Annotated in this window: 18 protein-coding genes; 11 read left to right on the forward strand and 7 right to left on the reverse strand. The window is 55.3% G+C overall.

From position 1 onward, the window contains the following. Nucleotides 1–2: 2 nt before the first annotated feature. Nucleotides 3–815, reverse strand: coding sequence for a transcriptional regulator (locus I6L58_RS12295; RefSeq protein ID WP_088208966.1), 813 nt, complete (start codon nt 813–815; stop codon nt 3–5). Nucleotides 816–1,187: 372 nt separating this feature from the next. On the opposite strand from I6L58_RS12295, the gene I6L58_RS12300 reads away from it, so the two are divergent. Genes I6L58_RS12300 through I6L58_RS12315 form a run of 4 tightly spaced genes read left to right on the forward strand, consistent with a single transcriptional unit; the run spans nt 1,188 to nt 6,106 of the window. Beyond that, nucleotides 1,188–1,772: a fimbrial protein gene (locus I6L58_RS12300; protein WP_042321476.1), complete on the forward strand. Its 585-nt coding sequence runs from the start codon at nt 1,188–1,190 to the stop codon at nt 1,770–1,772. Nucleotides 1,773–1,825: 53 nt separating this feature from the next. After that, nucleotides 1,826–2,518, forward strand: coding sequence for a fimbrial biogenesis chaperone (locus tag I6L58_RS12305; RefSeq protein ID WP_088208965.1), 693 nt, complete (start codon nt 1,826–1,828; stop codon nt 2,516–2,518). A 15-nt stretch (nt 2,519–2,533) separates the two neighbouring features. Beyond that, entirely contained in the window at nt 2,534–5,026 is a 2,493-nt protein-coding gene (locus tag I6L58_RS12310; RefSeq protein ID WP_006177657.1) for a fimbria/pilus outer membrane usher protein, read from the forward strand. A 15-nt stretch (nt 5,027–5,041) separates the two neighbouring features. Beyond that, a complete protein-coding gene (locus I6L58_RS12315; RefSeq protein WP_006177656.1) occupies nt 5,042–6,106 on the forward strand; it encodes a fimbrial protein in 1,065 nt (354 codons plus the stop codon). Nucleotides 6,107–6,146: 40 nt separating this feature from the next. Here I6L58_RS12315 and I6L58_RS12320 read toward each other — a convergent pair whose 3' ends face one another. Then, the gene (locus I6L58_RS12320) at nt 6,147–6,692 is read right to left on the reverse strand and encodes a LuxR C-terminal-related transcriptional regulator (protein ID WP_241493789.1); all 546 of its coding nucleotides are present in this window, start codon (nt 6,690–6,692) and stop codon (nt 6,147–6,149) included. A 662-nt stretch (nt 6,693–7,354) separates the two neighbouring features. On the opposite strand from I6L58_RS12320, the gene I6L58_RS12325 reads away from it, so the two are divergent. Both I6L58_RS12325 and I6L58_RS12330 read left to right on the forward strand, forming a co-directional pair. After that, nucleotides 7,355–7,975 (forward strand): LuxR C-terminal-related transcriptional regulator, encoded by a 621-nt coding sequence (locus I6L58_RS12325; protein WP_042321296.1) that lies wholly within the window; start codon nt 7,355–7,357, stop codon nt 7,973–7,975. Nucleotides 7,976–8,050: 75 nt separating this feature from the next. Continuing rightward, on the forward strand, nt 8,051–8,731 hold the full coding sequence (locus I6L58_RS12330; protein WP_088208963.1) for an EAL domain-containing protein: 681 nt from the start codon (nt 8,051–8,053) through the stop codon (nt 8,729–8,731). Nucleotides 8,732–8,736: 5 nt separating this feature from the next. Here the strand turns inward: I6L58_RS12330 and nlpA are convergent, their stop codons facing one another. The 4 genes from nlpA to I6L58_RS12350 all read right to left on the reverse strand — a co-directional run bounded on the left by nlpA (nt 8,737) and on the right by I6L58_RS12350 (nt 11,938). Next, on the reverse strand, nt 8,737–9,537 hold the full coding sequence (nlpA, locus tag I6L58_RS12335) for a lipoprotein NlpA (RefSeq protein ID WP_088208962.1): 801 nt from the start codon (nt 9,535–9,537) through the stop codon (nt 8,737–8,739). 134 nt (nt 9,538–9,671) lie between these two features. Further along, complete coding sequence (locus I6L58_RS12340) at nt 9,672–10,070, reverse strand: type II toxin-antitoxin system VapC family toxin (protein ID WP_006177650.1); 399 nt, start codon at nt 10,068–10,070, stop codon at nt 9,672–9,674. Next, nucleotides 10,067–10,333, reverse strand: coding sequence for an antitoxin (locus tag I6L58_RS12345; protein WP_088208961.1), 267 nt, complete (start codon nt 10,331–10,333; stop codon nt 10,067–10,069). The genes I6L58_RS12340 and I6L58_RS12345 overlap by 4 nt, the downstream gene beginning before the upstream one ends. Before the next feature lie 111 nt (nt 10,334–10,444). Continuing rightward, nucleotides 10,445–11,938 carry an MDR family MFS transporter gene (locus I6L58_RS12350; RefSeq protein WP_088208960.1) on the reverse strand — a complete coding sequence of 498 codons (1,494 nt, stop codon included), beginning with the start codon at nt 11,936–11,938 and terminating at the stop codon, nt 10,445–10,447. A 93-nt stretch (nt 11,939–12,031) separates the two neighbouring features. Here I6L58_RS12350 and I6L58_RS12355 point away from each other — a divergent pair, with 93 nt between their 5' ends. Then, nucleotides 12,032–12,679 (forward strand): TetR/AcrR family transcriptional regulator, encoded by a 648-nt coding sequence (locus I6L58_RS12355; protein ID WP_088208959.1) that lies wholly within the window; start codon nt 12,032–12,034, stop codon nt 12,677–12,679. Here I6L58_RS12355 and I6L58_RS12360 read toward each other — a convergent pair. After that, nucleotides 12,676–13,095, reverse strand: a complete 420-nt coding sequence (locus tag I6L58_RS12360) for a GNAT family N-acetyltransferase (protein ID WP_088208958.1) — start codon at nt 13,093–13,095, stop codon at nt 12,676–12,678. The two genes, I6L58_RS12355 and I6L58_RS12360, sit on opposite strands and share 4 nt — an antisense overlap. A 182-nt stretch (nt 13,096–13,277) precedes the next feature. Between I6L58_RS12360 and I6L58_RS12365 the strand changes: the two genes are divergently transcribed. From I6L58_RS12365 to I6L58_RS12380, 4 genes are all read left to right on the forward strand, one after another. Next, a complete protein-coding gene (locus I6L58_RS12365) occupies nt 13,278–13,847 on the forward strand; it encodes a TetR/AcrR family transcriptional regulator (RefSeq protein ID WP_088208957.1) in 570 nt (189 codons plus the stop codon). Between the two features lie 147 nt (nt 13,848–13,994). Continuing rightward, the gene (locus tag I6L58_RS12370; RefSeq protein ID WP_088208956.1) at nt 13,995–15,116 is read left to right on the forward strand and encodes an efflux RND transporter periplasmic adaptor subunit; all 1,122 of its coding nucleotides are present in this window, start codon (nt 13,995–13,997) and stop codon (nt 15,114–15,116) included. After that, entirely contained in the window at nt 15,116–18,226 is a 3,111-nt protein-coding gene (locus I6L58_RS12375) for an efflux RND transporter permease subunit (RefSeq protein ID WP_088208955.1), read from the forward strand. The genes I6L58_RS12370 and I6L58_RS12375 overlap by 1 nt, the downstream gene beginning before the upstream one ends. Then, nucleotides 18,226–19,590: an efflux transporter outer membrane subunit gene (locus tag I6L58_RS12380; protein ID WP_088208954.1), complete on the forward strand. Its 1,365-nt coding sequence runs from the start codon at nt 18,226–18,228 to the stop codon at nt 19,588–19,590. The genes I6L58_RS12375 and I6L58_RS12380 overlap by 1 nt, the downstream gene beginning before the upstream one ends. Nucleotides 19,591–19,625 lie beyond the last annotated feature (35 nt).

The following is a 19,625-nucleotide window of genomic DNA, read 5'->3' on the forward strand; positions in this document are numbered from 1 at the left end:
TTTTAACTCCCGGTCAGGCTTCTGTAAGAAAGGCAATTCTTATAGTCATCGACGCTATCCTGCTGGTAACAAACCGCAAGGAAATAGTTTTCCATCTGCGATTTTTTGAAATTTGAATAGTACGCATCAGCCGTTTGATGCTCGCAGTCGATGTGCCGGCTCGCGATGACCTCTTTCACGCGGTTAAAATAGTATTGTCGCGGCTCGAACATGTTCTTATCGACCAGGTATACCGTACAGCGATCCACTTTGCCGAGCAGATGAATGTCAGATTCTTTCAGGCTGTCCGCCGAGGAGGAGGTTTGATAAATCAGAAAGCCCGCTATTCCGGCAATGACGATCAGCATCACCACACATAGCGTTATAAACAGGGTGTGGAAATGTTGAAATCGTTTAGGGGGATCGGGATCGCGCTGCGGAATAAGCAAATCCGTCTCTTCAGCCTTAGGGAGTTCGGGCACGGGCGACGTCACCGGCGGCCTTACCGTATGGTGTTCAATATGCGCCGCCAGGCTAAATCCTTTCCCACGAATCGTTTTAATCAGCATCGGATCGCGCCCCAAAATACGAAACGCTTTTCTAATTTCACTTATGGCAACATTAAGACTGACGGAAGAACCCGAGAAGCCGTGCTCCTCCCAGACCTTTTTTATCAGGTCATCTCTGTCGAGAGTTTTACCATTATTGATGATAAGTTCGTAAAGTAAACGTGCGGCCTGGTTAGATAACTTAATGGAAGATTCCTCTTCTCCATTAACCATGATCATACCGGTGTCCACTTCATAAAGCATTGCAAGATCAATGAGATACTTCATAATGTTATTTCGCCACTGTTATAAGTTTTTGTATTTCCCTGGCAATAATAAGTCTAAAGCGGGTAGGGTCAAGTCATGTAATATTATTTGGAGGGGGGATATAGAAAACTTCATTAATTAACGATTATTAAATCATTAATTAAAATCTTTGGAAGATAACATTTGGGTTATGATCTTAAAAAAAACCTTACAGCAAGATTATAATCTCGATTACTCCGTTTCTTCGGAATAATGTTTTGTTATGTGTCATTTTGATGCAACATAATCTCGTCAAGGCTTGTATCTCAAGTCGCTATGCGCCTGGCCCGGTCACCGCGTGCTGCGCTGCAAATAACATTCATCTTATACAAAACAAACATTATGGAGTTTATCATGTTCAAATCGATCATGACCGTTTCAATGCTGGCCGCAGCCATTGCCTCTACCAGCGCGGTTGCCGCCGATAACTCAGCGGGTGGCGTAATTAACTTTACCGGGGCCATTACCGATACCACCTGTACCATTAACGGCGGCAAAAGCGCTGATTTTACCGTTGCGCTCGCTCCAATTTCGGTTAAAGACGCTGGCACCGCAGTGGGTCTGATTACGAAAAATAAGAAATCCATCGCTCTGACCTTCTCCGGTTGTTCACCTGCGGCGGGCACCACCGGTACACCGCTGAAAGTGTACTTCTCAAGCGCGGATAATATCTCCACCGACGGAAAATACCTGCTGAATAACAGCGTCAATGAAAGCGATGCCAGCGTTGCCCGTAACGTTGGTTTTGCATTAGTGGAACCGGGTTCTTCTACCCCTATTTCACTGAACCAACCTTACACTACCGATATTATGGGAACGGCCAAAGCACCAGATTCAGAAACCCTAACCCTGGATGTTTATTACTATAAAACCAACGCCACCGCGGCGACGGTTGGTGATTTAAGCTCTAACGTTACCTACACCATTTCCTATCTGTAATATCACATTATTCAGGCTCTGTTCTGGCAGAGCCTGTTGTAAAGGTTTTAATCATGCGTAAGGCTATTTTGCTGGCAATGCTGCTGTTGAGCACGGGTCACTCATGGGCCAATATTGTCATTAACGGCACCCGAATTATTTATCCTGAAAAGAATAAAGAGGTGATTGTTCAGTTAATCAATACCGGCGATGCGCCTTCCCTGGTGCAATCCTGGATTGATGACGGCGATATTAATTCAACCCCGGAAACGGCAAAGGTTCCCTTCCTGTTATCTCCGCCGGTCATTAAGGTCAACGAACATAACGGTCAACAGCTTCGCATTAAAAAACTGCCGGCAACGTTACCTGCGGATCGTGAATCGGTCTTTTTCCTGAACGTTCTGGATATTCCACCCAGACCTGAAAACCTGCAAAACCAAAATACCGTTCAGCTGGCGATTAAGTCCCGTATCAAGCTTTTTTATCGTCCGACATCGCTGACGGGCACGCTTGATGACGCCGTGGGAAAATTGACGCTGGTCGCCAACGGGCATGAATTCCGCATCAGCAATAACAGCCCGTTCTTTATTACGGTCGCCAATATTTCCCGGGGCAAAAATAAGCTTCTCGAGGAATCGCCGATGGTTTCGCCTTTTGGGCAGCTGACCGTAGCGACAAAAAACGAGGTTAAACGCGGCCAGAGCGTCCAGCTGATGTACGTAGACGATCTGGGTGCCTACAAAACACGGACCTTCACCAGCCAGTGACCGGAAAGACTCACCATGACATTGAAACAAAACAGGCTCTATCTTCTGGCAGTCTGCTCGCTTCTGCTTTCGCATAAATCAGGTGCGGTGTCGTTTGACCCTTCCCTGCTTGCTGGCGCATCCGGTGAGTCTGATTTGTCACGTTTTTACGAAAACAACGCCATGCCCGCGGGTAAGCAGGAGATGGATATCTACGTCAACGGGAGCTGGAAGGGGCGTTATAACGTGACCTACGGTGAGCAGCGCGATGACATCCGGCTTGCCTGGAAGGATGCCCAAACGCTGGGGATTAACACAAAATCCCTGCCCGCGCCCGCCATCCCCCAGGGTCAGGTGCAGCTGCACGACCTGGTGCAGGGCGGTGAAGTTAAAACCGATCCCGGTACCCTGAGCCTGGCGCTTACCGTTCCGCAGGCGGCGATATTACGCACCGAAGAGGGGTACATTGCGCCGCAGTTCTGGGACGAAGGGATCCCGGCGCTGATGCTCTCGTGGAACACCACCTGGTACAACACCCGGGCAAAAGGGTCGGCGAAAGAGACCAACGATGATTTTTATGCCGGGCTGGATTCCGGTGCGAACCTGCTCGGCTGGCAGTTTCGCGACAGCAGCACCTGGCGCAGGGCAGCCAGCGGCGACAGCAGCTGGCAAAACAACACCCGCTACCTGCGCCGCCCGCTTGCCGGGATCAAATCAAACCTGACGATGGGCGACTTTTATATCCCCGGCGATCTGTTTGATTCCCTTCGTGTGCGCGGCGTTTCGCTGGCGTCAGACATGAAAATGCGGCCCAACTCGCAGCAGGGCTTTTCACCGGTGGTGCATGGCGTGGCGCGCACCAATGCGCTGGTCAAGGTGATCCAGAACGGTAACGTGATCTATCAGGAAAACGTCCCGCCCGGCCAGTTCACGCTCGACAGCATCCAGCCCACCGGTTCAGCCGGGGATCTGCTGGTTGTGGTGCGTGAGGCCGACGGCTCACAGCAATCCTTCACGGTTCCGTTTTCCGCCGTGCCCGGTATGTTAAAACAGGGAGTGAGCCAGTACAGCGTGGTGGCGGGTAAAGTTCATCAAAATACGCTTGATGCCGAACCCGCTTTCCTGCAGGCGACCCTGCGCTACGGCTTTAATAACCTTATTACCGGCTACACCGGCACGATACTCAGCGATAACTATCAGGCCGGGCTGATCGGCACGGGCTGGAACCTGCCCTTTGGCGCCGTTTCCGTTGATGTCACCCACGCGAAAACCACGCTGCAGGATCGCACCGACAGCGGCCAGAGCTTTCGCGTGTCGTACAGCAAATTTATTGATACCACCGCCACCAACTTCACGCTGGCGGCCTACCGCTACTCCACCAAAGGCTATTACAGCTTCAGCGATGCGCTCTATTCGCGCGAAGGCTACCGACGTCTGAAAGAACAGTACGACGATTACAAAGACCAGTTTGGCGTTGCACCGGAGATGTCGCTGGGCACCTGGGATGCCCTGCGCGCCGCCCAGCCTAAAAATACCTTAACGCTCAACCTCAACCAGCGCCTGGCTGACAACTGGGGCACGGTATTTATCTCCGGCACACAGCGCGACTACTGGAACTCGCAGCAGACCACGCGCGAATATCAGGCGGGGTACTCCAACGCCATTGGCCGCGCCAGCTATACCCTGTCGGCCAGCCGGGTGCGTAACAGTGAGAGCGAAGAGGAGACGCGGTTTTACCTCTCCCTGAGCCTGCCGTTCTCGCTCTTCGACAATAACGCGTGGATCACCTCCAGCGTGACGGCCAGCGATTCCCACTATGAGCAGAGCAACATCAGCATGAGCGGCAACGCGCTGGAATCAAACCGCCTGAGCTACACCCTTTCCGGCAGCAACGCCCGGGGAGGAAATAACACCGCGAGCGTTAACACGGCGTACCGCTCCAACTTCGCGACGCTCGGCGGCTCGTACAGTGAATCTTCCGACTACCGTCAAACGGGGCTGAGCGGACGCGGCAGCCTGGTGGCGTTCCCGTGGCATGTTCTTGCCTCCAACGAAACCGGCACCACCATGACCATTGTGGATGCGCCGCAGGCGGAAGGGCTGATGGTCAACGGCGACGAAAGTATCGTGACCAACCACGACGGCGTGGCGCTGGTCCCCTACGCCACGCCTTATCGCAAAAACTCTATCACCTTGTCCGAAACGCCGGGCAGCACGGGCGCAGAGGTGCTCGGCAATATCGCAAACGTCGCCCCGTATGACGGCGCGGTGAATTACGTCCGCTTTGAGACCGACAAACGTCAGTCCTGGGTACTTCAGGCCACGCGCCAGGACGGCAAGCCGCTGCCTTTTGGTACCGAAGTGCTGGATGAACGCGGTGAGTCGGTGGGATACGTCGGCCAGGCAAGCATTCTCTATATTCGTGCCGAGCAGCCACCGCAGACGCTTAACGTTCATCTTCGTGGCGGGAAGTGTGAAATTTCCTCGCCAGCGTGGGGGTTGAACAGCCCGCCCTCTGTTTGCCATTAATCACGGAATATCACTATGATACGGTTCTTCACCTTTCTGCTGCTGGCCTGCCTGAGTACCGCCAGCTACGCCACCTGCTCCGGGGGCAGCATTGTCTATGGCACGCCGATCAGCGTGGATTTATCGGACAAGCTCAGCCCGGCGACGCCAACCTGGACGGGGAGCTTTACCACGCAGTACAGCGGTACCTTTAACTGTACAACCGGCAACAGCGAGTTCTCCTATACGCCGATTCTTTCTACCGACAGCAAATATGCCACGATCCTGGGGTTCAGCAATAACAAGTACATGGTGCGGGCGGAAATCACCAGCACCCAGGCCAATAAAACGCTGGCGGCTGGCGGGAGCCACACCGCGGCCGAGCTGAACACCCCTTTTACGGTCCGCTTCACGCTGGTGAATCAAAGCGGCACCACCCTCACGGGCGACACGGCCAACATGAGCGACGTCATGTTCGTCAGCGATATGAGCGGCATGTCCTTCTGGGAGATCATCACCTGGCCGATCAATCAGATGGTGAAAATCGTGCAGTGGCTGTTCAACGGTTTTCAGTGGCCCTACGATAACCGCGATATGTTTGGCCAGCCGATGACCATCAAATATGCGCCTAAGCTGACAACCTGCTCTTTTGATAACGCCGGGTTGACCGTAAACCTGCCGACGCTGGGTATTCCCCAGCTCAGCGCCTCCGCCCAGCCGGGGCTGACGCCTTTTACGCTGAACATGAGCTGTCAGAACGTGGGCGTGAACGGCAATTCAGACCGGGCAATTGAGATGTTTTTCTCCAGCACACAGCTGTCATCCACGGACAATTCGGTGCTGGTCGACAGCAGCAGTAGCGCTGCGCAGGGCATCGGGCTACGGCTCATCAAGCAGGATACGCCCCAGACGCCCGTGACTTTCTCGACATCCACCACCAGCCGTGGAAATGCCACCCTGATTTTCAATGTGGCAGCAGGGGCGGCGCTGAGCGAACGTTTCACGATACCGATGGCGGCGTACTACTACGCCTGGGCTCCCGCGAAAGTGACGCAGGGCAAGATCAACACCTCCGCGACGTTGAACATCATCTATCCCTGATCTGACCTGGCCGGAATGATGTGCGTTCCGGCTCACCAGGTTAGCTTCCCATCTTCCCCACGGTGTTCAGATACTTAATCAGTTCGCTGTGGCTCGAAATGTTGAGCTTTTTCATCGCGTTATGTTTCTGCGTAGCAATAGTGCTTACGGAACGATTTCGATAACTGGCGATTTCGGTGATCGTATAGCCTTCGACGATAAGGTGGATCACCTCCCATTCTCTGGCAGACAGCACCGAACGCGAGCGCGCGCCGGCGCGCATGGCCCCCTTAAGCCAGGTTGAGACGACCGGTTTTTGCTCCTGGGTTTGCATCAGCGTCTGTAATTCTTTTTTCAGCTCCGCCATGTCATCCTGCAGGCTAATGGTCAATTCAAACTTCATTTCCAGCACTTTCTTCAACAGCCCATAGTGCAGCTCCGGCACAAAAAGAACGCGCCTGACGTTTCGGGTCTTGCACAACATATTTAACCGGCTGCTGGTTTCCGTACTCCACTCCTTGTGATTAAGCAGATAATTAAATTCAGTAAAAACAAGATCCACTTCATTTTCAGCAAGCGCTTCCAGCAACTTATCCGCAGTTTCCACGAGCGTGACATGTAGCGAGTAATCAGAAAGCATATTCTGAAGCGAACAATATATTATTTCCTGAAAGATATTTATTTTATAGAACACTATCACCCTGACGGGGTTTTCACTATTTATCATGTCATTTCAGAGTTATTGTGGTGAAGAAAAAACCGATGATAGTTTATGCCCCCCTCGCTCACAACCTCTTACGCGCCAGGATTTTATCCTTCAGAATGCTAAAAATCTGAACAACTTTATTAGAATAATAGAATTTCTTCTATTTTATCCTTAACAGGCTTTTTAGCATTAAGACAAAATCGCCTTACAACCGTATTCCGCCCGTGAGGTTTTCTGAAGAAAACCGCTTAAAACCCCCATTAAAACCGTGGATTAGCACTGCTTTACACCAACCGAATCCTGGCTTAACGGCATTTAACAGGATAAAAACCTGCGCACCAGATTAATAAAAGATTAAAGAGATTATATTTCCCATTAAAACGATTTTTCAATTTTATCTTCCCCTAATAATTAGCATTCTCTTTACTCAGTCATTTCCAGTGAATTACATTTAGCCCCATCGACTTTAAATATTAAAAAGAGATTCGCTATTCTTTACGATACGGCGAAGCAGTCACCTTCTCTGTATATGGACTGATTCTTTCAGCAAAAGGAGAATGCCAATGCCAAAGAAAAAAACAATTCATGTGGCCGTCATTGATAGCTGTGAATTCACCCTGATTGGTCTGCAATGGCTGGTAAACCGCGAGCCGGATGCCCAGCAAGAGGTCGTTTTCCATGGCTTCAGCCAAATAGACGATTTTGCGCTTAGCGAGTGCCGCTTTGACATTATTATTTACGATCCGCTGAATACGCTTGATTTCAAAGTGTCAACCAATGACGATATTTTAAGCCTGAAAGAGAAACAACCTGGGGCCAAAATCTATATTTATTCCCTGTCCGTCGGCTATTTAAAATATAAACATGTGGATGGCGTGATCAGTAAAAGGGTCTCCCTGGGGGATATCAAAGCGCTGTGGCAGATCCTGATGAGCCAGACCCCGGCGGATTCCGGCCTGTATAACGTGAGCATGACTGCCCGGCAACGCGCCCCGGCGAGGCTTTCCAGCGAAGAGGCCAGCGTGCTGCGCGGCTATTCCTGCAACCTTAAAACCAAGCAAATCGCCCGCCAGTTGGGCTGTAACGTCAGGCTGGTTTACTTCTACAAGAACAATGCGATGCACAAACTTAAGGCCGTGCGTGGCCCGTCGTTCTACCAAAGCATTCGCTGGATACTGAATTAAGCATTTGACCGTGTGTCGTTTGCCTTTTGTTCCCGTGTCCGCGGGAACTTTTTTTTCGTCTTTTGAAGGGCCGTCATGTATACCGTTCTTCCCTCCCCCGTGTTTCAGCGCATCTCCGGGCTGCGGTTTCAGCCGCTGGTCGACTTACGTTCTGGTCAGGTGGTGGCGCATGAAGTTCTCGTGGAGATCCTGAACGTCAATCTGGAGGCATTCTTTGCCACCTTGCCCTCCCGCTGTGCGCTGCAGATTTTTTTCTGGCAGGCCAACACGCTTTTGCAGATGCCCGGGGCCGGTCACTACTGGCTCAACCTGCTGGCGGAACATTTCCTGGACGCGCGGGCGATTGGGCTACTGCTGAGGTTACGCCATCAGCAGCGGCTGACGATTGAGATTCAGGACCCCTTCACCCTTACCCGGATGAACGATGCTGAACAACGGCGTTTCCATGACGCGCTGAACCAGCTCAAACAGGCGGGCTGGAAAATCTGGCTGGACGACCTGACCTGGGATCTGGCAGAGGAGTACGTTCGCCTCGCGCTGCCGTTGGACGGTGTGAAAATCGATCGCTCCGCGCTCCACGCGCAGGAGGGCCCTGCCGCCCTGGTGCAGTCCGTCAGGGCCGGGATAGCAAAAGCGGTCGTTATTGAGGGCATTGAAACCTCTCAGGATCTGGCGCGCGCCTGTGCGACGGGCGCGCAGTTTGGCCAGGGTTTTCTCTGGCCAGAGAGCCGCGTTAATGCCCGCGTGCCGGTATAAGAGGCTTACCAGCCCGGAACAGCACCGCCGTTAAAGATTTTTTCCGCCGCCTTCGCCACCTCAGGCGACTGGTACGACTGGATAAATTCCTTCACCTTCTCTGCGTCTTTGTTGTCTTCACGCGTCACCACAATGTTCACATAGGGCGAATTTTTATCTTCGACAAAGACGCTGTCGTGAACCGGTGACAGCCCGGTTTGCTGGAGGTAGGTGGTGCTGATAATGGCGACATCGACTTTCGGATCGTCCAGCACGCGCGGGAGCTGCGCCCCTTCCAGCTCCATGATGTTGAGCTTTTTCGGGTTGGCGGTGATATCCAGCGCCGTCGGCAGCAGGCCAACGTCCGGCCTGAGCGTAATCAGCTTCTCTTTTTGCAGCAACAGCAGTGCGCGACCGAGGTTGGTTGGATCGTTTGGAATGGCAATGGTTGCGCCATCCTTAAGGTCATCCACCACTTTTATTTTGCGGGAGTAACCGGCCATCGGGAAAACGAAGGTATTCGCAACCGCGACCAGCTTATAGCCGTGCGCTTTGTTATCTTCCGCGAGGAACGGGCGATGCTGGAAGACGTTGGCATCCAGTTCGCCGCTGTTGGTGGCATCGTTTGGCAGCAGCGAGCCGCTAAAGCCCACCAGCTCTACGTCGAGGCCGTACTTCTCTTTCGCCACCTTTTTCGCGACTTCCGCCACGTCCTGCTCGGCGCCGTTAATCACGCCGACCTTAATGTGTTTGGCATCGCTGCCTTCCCGATCGCATCCTGCCAACAGCAGCCCCGCCAGAACCAGCGCACCCAATCGAAGTTTCACCAGACATATCCTTTTGATAAACGTTTCAGTGACTATATCGACAACGAGACGGCTGGCTAAAAAACGAAAAGGCATCAGTAAGAAGGATAGGTTATATGCGGATTTTCCCTCTCCTGCAGGAGAGGGGGAGAGCATCAGGCAGCGTGCGTCCAGTCTTCCACGCTTAACTCCTGCACCATCAGAAAAGCACGATCGTTCGTGACAATGGTGGTGCCCTGGCTGATGGCATGCGCAGCGATCAGCTGGTCGAGATCGCCCATGACGTTGCCTCTCTTTTCCATCGCTGCACGGAGCGCGCCGTAGGTGGCTGCGGCCTCGCTGTCCCAGTCGCAGACGGTGATGGTGCTCAGAAACGCCTGGATTGTTTTTTTCAGCCTCTCGCTTTGTTTTTTATCGGCACCGTAGAGCAGCTCTGCTTCTGTAATACTGGATATGCAAACGTCGTCCGGTGTCAGGCAAGCCATTCTGTTTATTACGCCTGGGTGCCTTTTAAACAGATGACTCACAATATTCGTATCCAGCATATGCCTCATCCCTGAACTCCATCCAGCGGGTCTCTTCTGGTTATGCTCTGGTTTCTCTCCTCCTTACTCAAAAAGTTTTCAGGTACAGATGTGTTTTCCAGCAGTCTGAAAAAATTATCCCAGCTCCTGGTGCTGGCGGACTTCTCCGACAGCACCACATTCCCGTCGTCATCCCGCCGGATATAAACACTCTCCGCATCAAAGGTGAATTCAGCAGGCAGCATTACCGCCTGGCTTCGCCCTCTTTTAAACAGTTTTGCTTTGCGTTCCATGGCAACCTCTGTCGGTTTATTGACCAGGCCAAAGCATGCGTCATCGCCAGAGGGCAAGACAAGCGTGACGCGTCAAATTAGGAAAGCGACTCGCAATAAATAACCGAACCCTTAACCTTGCGCCTGGCCGCGTCGTAGCGGTGCCTCGCGTAAAAACCACGACAGCGCAAACGCCAGCACCATAATCGCGGCCGCCAGCAGGAACACCGCGTGGATGGCGGAGCCGAAGGCATCAAGATAACCCAGCCTGAGCGCATCCGGCAGATGATGGATCGCCGTCGGGTTAAGCTCGCGCGGCATCTCCGCCCCTTCCGGCAGACGCTCTGCCAGGCCGGACTGCAGAACGTGGGTAAACACCGCGCCAAACAGCGCAACGCCTATCGCGCCGCCGATTGAGCGGAACAGGGTCACCCCGGAGGTTGCCACGCCATATTGATCCACAGAGACACTGTTCTGCACCGCCAGCACCAGCACCTGCATGACCAGCCCAAGCCCCATACCCAGCACGCCGGTAAACAGGTACAGCTGCCAGGTCGGAGAGTGAATCGAAATGCGCGTCAGCAGGCACATCCCCACCACGCCCAGCAGCGTGCCGAGGATCGGGAATAGCCGGTATTTCCCGGTGCGGCTGATGATGCGACCGCTGATAATCGAGGTCAGCAGCAGACCGCCCATCAGCGGGATCAGCTGAAGCCCGGCCTGCGTTGGGGTGGCATCTTTCACCACCTGCAGGTAGAGCGGCAGGAAGGTGACCGAGCCAAACAGCGACATCCCGATGATAAAGCCGATCAGGCTGCAGAGCAGGAAGCTGCGGTCGCGGAACAGCGACAGCGGAATAATCGGCTCCCACGCCAGACGTTCTTCATAGATAAACCCGGCGATACCCGTCAGGCCAAAGGCCAGGATGCACCACAGCTGCGGATCGCTCCACGGGCGTATCGTCCCGCCTTCGGTGGTGAACAGGATGATGCACAGCAGCGCCATGCTGAGGTAAATCGCCCCCAGATAATCAATTTCGTGCTTATTGCGCCTGGCGCTGCCCTGAAAAACGGCGCCAATCACCAGCAGCGCAAACAGGCCGAGCGGCAGGTTGATGTAGAAAATCCAGCGCCACGACGCGTGCTGGACGATAAACCCGCCGATCAGCGGCCCGATGACCGTCGCCAGGCCAAACACGCCGCCAAACAGCCCCTGATAGCGGCCACGTTCCGCAGGCGGGATAACGTCCGCCACGGCGGCCATGCTGATCACCATCAGCCCGCCGCTGCCCAGCCCCTGCAGGGCACGCATCAGCACCAGCTGGGTCATGTTTTGCGCCAGCCCGCAGAGTACGGACCCCGCAAGGAACAGCACGATCGCGATTTGCAGCACGATTTTACGGCCAAACAGATCGCCAAATTTCCCGTATAACGGGACCACGATGGTGGAGCTCAGAATATAGGCCGTTACCACCCAGGAGAGCTTATCCAGCCCGCCCAGTTCGCCAACGATGGTCGGCAGCGCCGTGGAAACGATGGTCTGATCCAGCGCGGAAAGCAGCATCACCAGCAGCAGCGCGCTGAACAGCAGCTTTATCGACGGCGCGTTTTGCGCAGGTTGAGTCATTACGTCGGACTCCCTAAGAGATCGCTTGAAATTAATTAATGAGATAATTAATATTCATGTAAGTGATGAATAAGATCAAGAGATCCTCAGACCATGCCAGCACAAAAGGACAATTCCGAACCGCGCCGCCCCGGTCGTCCGCGCGGCGGCAAACGCGCAGCGGCCAGCCGCGAACAGCTGCTGGATATCGCCCTGAACCTGTTTTCCCGGCAGGGGATTGCCAACACCTCGCTCAATGCGATTGCGAAAGACGCCGGCGTTACACCCGCGATGCTGCACTACTACTTCAACTCCAGGGAGCAGTTACTGGATGCGATGATAGAGGAGCGTTTCCTGCCGTTACGCAGCAGGATCGGCGCGCTGTTCGTCGAAAACGCAGACTCACCGGTCAACGCCCTCACGGAGATGGTCAAGGTTCTCGCCGAACTGGCGGAACAGCATCGCTGGTTTGCGCCACTGTGGATGCAGGAGGTCATTGGCGAAATGCCGGTACTGCGCACCCATCTGCAGGCGCGGTTTGGCGACGAGCATTATCAGGCGACGCTCGCCACCGTTAAACGCTGGCAGGCGGAAGGGAAACTGAATCGGGCGCTGGCCCCTGAACTGCTGTTCACCACGCTGCTCAGCCTGGTGCTGGTGCCCTTCTCCAGAATGCGCAACGACGAGAGGCTAAGCGACCTCTCGCCGGAGAGTATTGTGCGCCATGCGCTGGCCGTGATGGGTAGCGGGATCGGCGGTTAAAGGGCTTTCGTCAGATAGTGTCTCTGCATTCCCGGATAAGGATAATCCTGCAAAGACAGTTGCAGCTGATAACCCTGTTTTTCATAAAACGGGCGCGCCTGGAAGCTGACCGTATCCACCAGCGCGTGGGTGCAGCCTTTGCGTCGGGCTTCGTCCTCTGCCGTTTTGATAAGCTGGCTGCCGACGCCCGAGCCCCGCACGGCGTCGCTGACCCACAGGTATTCAATGTTCAGCCAGTCGCCTTTGCGCACGCCAATTAAGCCGCCCAGCATCACGCCTTTGTCGTCTCGCACATAAACGCCAATATCGCCGCTAAAGGTCGAGAGATCTAAAAATTGCCCGTTATAGGTGCGAAGCCCTGTTAATAATTCTTCTTTTTCTTCGGCCGTGACGTTATCTCTAATGCTCAGATGCATAGTTTCTCCTTATTTTCCGCGCAGTCTGAATATCTCACAGCGTAACCTTCATAAAAACTCCTTATTTTCTACATTGTTTATTCCAGGAAATATTCATTCAATATGTAAATAAAAAAAGTCTTCCCAGAAGACTTCAAAATCGTATAATGAGAACGATCATTCTCACTTTTAGGTAGCCGACGATGAGTACAAAGCTGGAAGAACGACAAAAACTGCGTCAGGACGAGATCATCACCGCCGCGCGCAGATGCTTTCGCGCCAGCGGATTTCATGCTGCCAGCATGTCGCAGATCGCCAGCGAGGCGAAGCTCAGCGTCGGGCAAATTTACCGCTATTTCAGTAACAAAGACGCGATTATTGAAGAGATGATCCGTCGCATCATCGATTCACGAATCGCGGAGATGCAGGGCAAAACGCTGGTTGAAGGGATGCCGCAGGCGCTTGCCTGGCGGCAGACGCTTAACGAAGACGATGACGCGTTGATGCTCGAAATGTCGGCAGAGGCCACGCGCAATCCGCTGGTGGCAAACATGATGATCGAAGCCGAAGCCCGCATGTTTGCTAACGCCTGTGAGCATCTGAAAAAGCAATTCCCCCACCTGAGCGATGAGCATATTCGCTGCTGCGTGGAGATTACCGCCGTGATGATCGAAGGAACAATTTACCGTCGACTCACACCCTTAAAAGTACCGTCAGAAGATTTAGAGACCCTTTATCAAAATATTTTAAATATGCTTTTCTCTGCGAAATAGTCGCATGTGAATAATTAGCGGGAACAGGTAATTCCCCATTTTTACATTTCTGGCACTGCCAGAGATGCGGTATCGCTGTGCTCTAAATAACCCTCCTCCCTGTTAAGCGATTTACAGGGCAGGCTTCGTTCACCCTGGAAAAAGATTATGAAAACCATAACAACCTCCATCGCGGCATTACTCCTCCTGACAGGGTGTGATAATGCGCAAACATCTGCTCCCCAGCATCCTCTTCCGGAAGTGGGAATTGTGACACTCATGAGCCAACCGGTCTCCGTTGTCAGCGAACTGACTGGCCGCACCACCGCCGCGATGAGCGCCGAAGTGCGCCCGCAGGTGGGCGGCATTATTCAAAAACGACTCTTCATCGAAGGTGACACAGTAAAGGCCGGGCAGGCGCTGTATCAGATCGATCCTTCCAGCTACCGCGCGGCTTATGATGAAGCAGCCGCAGCGCTGAAGCAGGCGCAAGCCCTGGTGCAGGCCGACTGTCAGAAAGCCCAACGCTATGCGCAACTGGTAAAAGACGATGGTGTGTCGCGTCAGGATGCGGAAGACGCGAAAGCGACCTGCGCGCAGGACAAAGCGAGCGTCGAGTCAAAAAAGGCCGCGCAGGAGAGCGCCCGCATCAACCTTAACTGGACCACCATCACCGCGCCGATTGCCGGACGCATCGGTATCTCTTCTGTCACCCCCGGCGCACTGGTGACTGCCCAGCAGGATACTGCGCTGGCCACCATTCGCGGGCTGGATAGCATGTACGTTGATTTGACCCGCTCCAGTGCCGATCTGCTGCGATTGCGTAAGCAAACCCTCACCACCAATCGCGATACGCTGAGCGTGTCGTTGATTCTTGAAGATGGCAGCACCTACAGCGAAAAAGGCCGTCTTGCGTTGACCGAAGTGGCAGTGGATGAATCTACCGGCTCAGTCACCCTGCGCGCCGTCTTCCCGAACCCGCAGCATCAGCTTCTGCCGGGGATGTTTGTCCGCGCCAGAGTGGATGAAGGCATCATGAGCGATGCGATCCTCGCGCCACAGCAGGGCGTCACCCGCGACGCCAAAGGCACCGCCACCGCGCTGGTGGTGAACGCAAGCAACAAGGTTGAACAGCGTCAACTGGAAACCGGTGACACTTACGGCGATAAATGGCTGGTACTGAGCGGTCTGAAAGCTGGCGACAAGCTGATTGTGGAAGGCACCGACAAAGTCACCGCCGGTCAGGAAGTGAAAGCCGAAGAGATGAAAGCCACCGGAGGAAACGCCTGATGTTTTCCCGTTTCTTTGTGCGTCGCCCGGTTTTTGCCTGGGTTATCGCCATTCTCATCATGCTCGCCGGGATGCTCGCCATCCGTACGCTGCCGGTGGCGCAGTATCCGGACGTGGCCCCGCCGTCGATTAAAATATCCGCTACCTATACCGGTGCGTCTGCGCAAACGCTGGAAAACAGCGTGACGCAGGTGATAGAGCAACAGCTGACCGGGCTGGATAACCTGCTCTACTTCACCTCCACCAGCAGCTCGGACGGGTCGGTAAGCATTAATGTCACTTTCGAGCAGGGAACCGATCCTGACACCGCTCAGGTGCAGGTACAGAACAAAGTCCAGCAGGCGGAATCGCGCCTGCCGACCGAGGTACAGCAGTCCGGGATCACCGTTGAAAAATCCCAGAGCAACTTCCTGCTGATCATGGGCGTATACGACAAAACCGACGCCGCCAGCAGCTCGGATATCGCCGACTGGCTGGTGAGTAATATGCAGGATCCGCTGGCGCGCGTGGACGGCGTCGGTAGCCTGCAGGTGTTCGGTGCCGAATACGCGATGCGCATCTGGCTCGACCCGGCGAAACTGGCGTCGTACTCGCTGATGCCGTCCGACGTGCAGAGCGCGATTGAAGCCCAGAACGTACAGGTCTCCGCCGGTAAAATTGGTGCGCTGCCTTCGTCGAACGCTCAGCAGCTGACCGCTACCGTTCGTGCCCAGTCGCGTCTGCAGACGGTCGATCAGTTTAAAAAGATCATCGTGAAGAGTCAGTCTAACGGTGCGGTGGTGCACATTAGCGACGTCGCCCGCGTGGAGATGGGTAGCGAAGATTACACCGCCACCGCGAAGCTAAACGGCCATCCGGCTGCGGGTATGGCGGTCATGCTCTCGCCGGGCGCGAACGCGCTGAACACCGCCACGGCGGTGAAAGATAAAATCGCAGAGTTCAAAAAGTCGATGCCGGAAGGCTATGACGTGGCCTACCCGAAAGACAGCACTGAGTTCATTAAGATCTCCGTTGAGGACGTTATTCAGACCCTGTTTGAAGCCATTATCCTCGTGGTAGTCGTGATGTATCTCTTCCTGCAGAACATCCGCGCCACGTTGATCCCGGCGCTGGCGGTGCCGGTCGTTCTGCTGGGCACCTTCGGCGTGCTGGCGCTGTTCGGTTACTCCATCAACACCCTGACGCTGTTTGCGATGGTGCTGGCCATCGGTCTGCTGGTGGATGACGCCATCGTGGTGGTAGAAAACGTCGAACGTATTATGCGCGACGAAGGGCTGCCCGCCCGGGAAGCCACCGAAAAATCGATGGGAGAAATCTCCGGCGCGTTAATCGCGATTGCGCTGGTGCTCTCTGCGGTATTTCTGCCGATGGCCTTCTTCGGCGGCTCCACCGGCGTAATTTACCGTCAGTTCTCGGTCACCATCATTTCGGCGATGTTCCTCTCCGTGGTAGTGGCATTGACGTTGACCCCGGCACTCTGCGGCTCGATTCTGAGCCACACCGCTGCGCATAAAAAAGGCTTCTTCGGCGCGTTCAACCGCTTCTACAGCAAAACCGAACACGGCTATCAAAATAAGGTCCTGCGCGCCCTGCGCCGCTCCGGCAGCATGCTGGCCGTTTACGCTCTGCTCTGCGGCGCGATGGGGTTCGCCATGCTGAAACTGCCTGGCAGCTTCCTGCCGACCGAAGATCAGGGTGAAATCATGGTGCAGTACACCTTGCCTGCAGGCGCAACCGCGGTGCGTACCGCAGAGATCAGCCGCCAGGTACGAGAGTGGTTCCTCACCAAAGAAAAAGCCAATACCGATGTGATTTTTACGATTGAAGGCTTCAGCTTTAGCGGTAGCGGCCAGAATGCCGGTATGGCGTTCGTCTCACTGAAAAACTGGTCAGAGCGTAAAGGCGATGAGAATACCGCTCAGGCCATAGCCCTGCGCGCCACGCAGGAGCTGAGCACCATCCGCGATGCGACCATCTTTGCCATGACGCCCCCGGCGGTTGACGGCCTCGGCCAGAGCAACGGCTTTACCTTTGAGCTGATGGCCAGCGGCGGCACCGACCGCGACGCGCTCCTGAAAATGCGTAACCAGTTGATTGGTCAAGCCAACCAGGACAGCTCGCTGCACGCCGTGCGCGCCAACGATCTGCCGCAGATGCCGCAGCTTCAGGTGGATATTGATAATAACAAAGCCGTCTCGCTGGGGCTGTCCCTGAGCGACGTCACCGACACCCTCTCCAGCGCCTGGGGCGGGACCTACGTGAACGACTTTATCGATCGCGGTCGCGTGAAAAAGGTCTACATCCAGGGCGACAGCGACTATCGCGCCGTGCCATCGGATCTCAACAAGTGGTATGTGCGTGGCAGCGACAGCACCATGACCCCGTTCTCCGCCTTCGCCACCACCCGCTGGGAGTATGGCCCGGAAAGTCTGGTGCGCTACAACGGCTCGGCGGCGTATGAAATCCAGGGCGAAAACGCCAGCGGCGCCAGTTCAGGCACGGCGATGAACAAAATGGAGCAACTGGCGAACAGCCTGCCGTCCGGCAGCACCTGGGCGTGGAGCGGTTTGTCGTTGCAGGAAAAGCTGGCGAGCGGCCAGGCAATGAGCCTGTACGCCCTCTCCATCCTGGTGGTCTTCCTGTGTCTGGCGGCGCTGTACGAGAGCTGGTCTGTGCCGATTTCGGTCATCCTCGTGATCCCGCTTGGGGTGCTGGGCGCGGCCGTTGCCGCCTCCCTGCGCGGCCTGAACAACGACGTCTATTTCCAGGTGGCGCTACTGACCACCATCGGTCTGTCGTCGAAGAATGCCATTCTGATTGTGGAGTTTGCCGAAGCTAAAGTTGCCGAAGGCTACTCCCTGACACGCGCCGCCCTGCGTGCCGCCCAGACGCGTCTGCGTCCGATCATCATGACCTCGCTGGCATTCATCGCAGGCGTGACGCCGCTGGCCGTGGCAACCGGGGCAGGTGCCAACAGCCGCGTGGCGATCGGTACCGGCATTATCGGCGGGACGCTGGCCGCGACGCTACTGGCCATCTTCTTCGTTCCCTTATTCTTCGTACTGGTGAAACGACTGTTCTCCGGTAAGCACGCAAACCGGAGGTCATAATGTTTCGTCTCTCTCTTTTAGTCGTAGTCCTGATGAGCGCAGGCTGTGTGTCGTTAGACCCAACGTATCAGCGTCCGGACGCTCCGGTCCCGGCCACGCTGCCCGGCGCGCACGGCGAGGCTAACGCCGTGGTGAGTCAGTGGCAGCAGGTCATGAACGATGCGCGCCTGAAAGGCGTCGTGACGATGGCGCTCAACAGCAACCGCGACGTACAAAAAGCGATTGCGGATATCGACGCCGCCCGCGCCTTGTACGGCGAAACGCGCGCGTCCCTGTTCCCAACGGTGGATGCAGAGCTGAGCCATACCCGCAGCCGCACGCTGGCAAGCGGCGTCGCGACAAGCGATGAAGCCAATGGCGCGGTGTCCAGCTTTGAACTGGACCTGTTTGGCCGCAATCAGAGTCTCTCCCGCGCCGCGCGTGAAACCTGGCTCGCCAGTGAATTCACCGCGCAGAACACGCGCCTGACGATGGTCAGCGAGCTGACCACGGCCTGGGTGACGCTGGCGGCGGATAACAGCAATCTGGCCCTGGCGAAATCCACCCTGGAAAGCGCTGCGAATTCGCTGCGGATTGTGAAGCGCCAGCAGGACGTTGGCGTCGCGGCGGCCACGGACGTCAGTGAAGCGATGGCGGTTTATCAACAGGCGCGCGCCAGCGTGGCGAGCTACCAGACGCTTGTGATGCAGGATAAAAACGCGCTCAATCTGCTGGCAGGCACGACGGTGCCGGACAACCTGTTGCCCGGCACGCTGGAGAGCCTGAGCGACAACGCCATCACGCTGATCCCGGCGGGCGTCAGTTCCAGCACCCTGCTGCGCCGCCCGGATATTCAGGAGGCCGAACATAACCTGTTGAGCGCTAACGCCAATATTGGCGCGGCGCGCGCCAACTTCTTCCCGACCATTTCACTGACGGCCAGCGCGGGCGTCGGCAGCGACTCACTTTCATCTCTGTTCAACCATGGGATGAAAGTCTGGTCGTTCGCGCCGTCGATCACCCTGCCGCTGTTCAGCGGTGGCAACAATATGGCGCAGCTGCGTTACGCACAAGCGGAGAAAAAAGGGTTAATTGCCACCTACGAGAAAACCATCCAGAGCGCGTTTAAGGACGTTGCCGATGCACTGGCGCGTCGTGAAACGCTGAGCGAGCAGCTTGATGCCCAGCGTGAATACGTGGCGGCGGAGCAAAAAACGCTGGATGTCGCCACGCGCAGCTATCAGGCGGGCGCGGGAGATTATCTGACGGTACTCACCGCGCAGCGCTCGCTGTGGTCTGCACAATCGTCGCTGATCGCCCTACAGCAAACCGACCTGGAAAACCGTATCACGCTCTGGCAGTCGCTCGGTGGCGGACTTCATTAACACCTTTGCCGGGCGGCGCGATGCTTGCCCGGTCT

The organism is Enterobacter cancerogenus (genome assembly GCF_019047785.1).
In the GTDB taxonomy this organism is placed as follows: Bacteria; Pseudomonadota; Gammaproteobacteria; order Enterobacterales; family Enterobacteriaceae; genus Enterobacter; species Enterobacter cancerogenus.